This window comes from Streptomyces gottesmaniae, from assembly GCF_031845845.1.
Taxonomy (GTDB): Bacteria; Actinomycetota; Actinomycetes; order Streptomycetales; family Streptomycetaceae; genus Streptomyces; species Streptomyces akebiae.
Map to the genome: position 1 here is coordinate 1 of NZ_JAVRFJ010000095.1, position 1,064 is coordinate 1,064.

At 70.0% G+C, this 1,064-nt stretch carries 1 protein-coding gene; it reads right to left on the reverse strand.

What is annotated here, in order from left to right; all coding sequences use genetic code 11:
• Window positions 1-949, reverse strand: a 949-nt coding sequence (locus tag RM704_RS44520) for an IS481 family transposase (protein WP_033530211.1), incomplete at its 3' end; no start/stop codon positions are given.
• Window positions 950-1,064 lie beyond the last annotated feature (115 nt).

The window sequence follows — 1,064 nt, forward strand, 5'->3', positions numbered from 1 at the left end:
TGTATTGCCCTGAGAGGTTGGGGACGCGGCTGGCGGGTGGTTGGCCTTTCAGCGCGGTGTGTCCGCGGTGGTGATTGTAGGTGTGCAGCCAGCGGGGGAAGGCGTCGCGCCGTTCCTGCTCTGAGCGGTAGGGGCGGGCATAGGCCCACTCGTCCAGCAGCGTGCGGTTGAAGCGTTCGACTTTGCCGTTGGTCTGGGGCCGGTAGGGCCGGGTGCGCTTGTGGGCGATCCCGGTCTTTGCCAGCAGATCGCGCCAGTCGCGTGAGCGGTAGCAGGAGCCGTTGTCGGTCAGCACCCGCTCGACCGTGATCCCGCACCCGGTGTAGAAGGCGTGGGCCCGCTGCCAGAAGCCGGTGGCGGTCTCCTTCTTCTCGTCGGTGAGGATCTCGCTGTAGGCCAGGCGGGAGTGGTCGTCGACGGCGGTGTGCAGGTAGCTGTAGCCGGCGTTCGAGCGGGTCTTTCGGCCGGTAGCCCGGCCCAGGACCTTGTGGCCGCCGCCGTCGGGGATGTTGCCGAGCTTCTTGATGTCCACGTGCACCAGCTCGCCGGGACGTGCGCGTTCGTAGCGGCGTATGACCCGGCCGGTGGCCCGGTCCAGGTGGGTGAGGCGGGCCAGGCCGAAGCGGGTCAGGACGCGGTGCACGGTCGAGGGCACCAGCCGCAGCAGGCCCGCGATGCGGGCCGGTCCCCAGCGGCGCAGGAGCCGGACCTTGATGATCCGGCGCTCGGTGCGGGTCGGGGTGCGGCGCGGGCTCGTGCGCGGGCGGGAGGAGAGGTCGCTCATCCCGGCCTCGCCGAACTGGCGGTAGCGCTCGGCCCAGCGCTGGGCGGTGGCCGGCGAGACCTGGAAGCGTTCGGCGGCCCGGCGCAGGGGCCAGCCGTCCTCGACGACGCAGCGCGCAAGGCGCAGACGGCCGGTCTCGGTCAGGGGTGCATTACGGTGGGGCACGAGGGCCTTTCGTCGTTCGGTGGAGATGTCGCAATCCACACCGAACCCGGAAGGCCCTCACTCGTTCAAGATCACTCTCCAGTGATCGCCGTCACCAACCTCCGTGGACAGAACA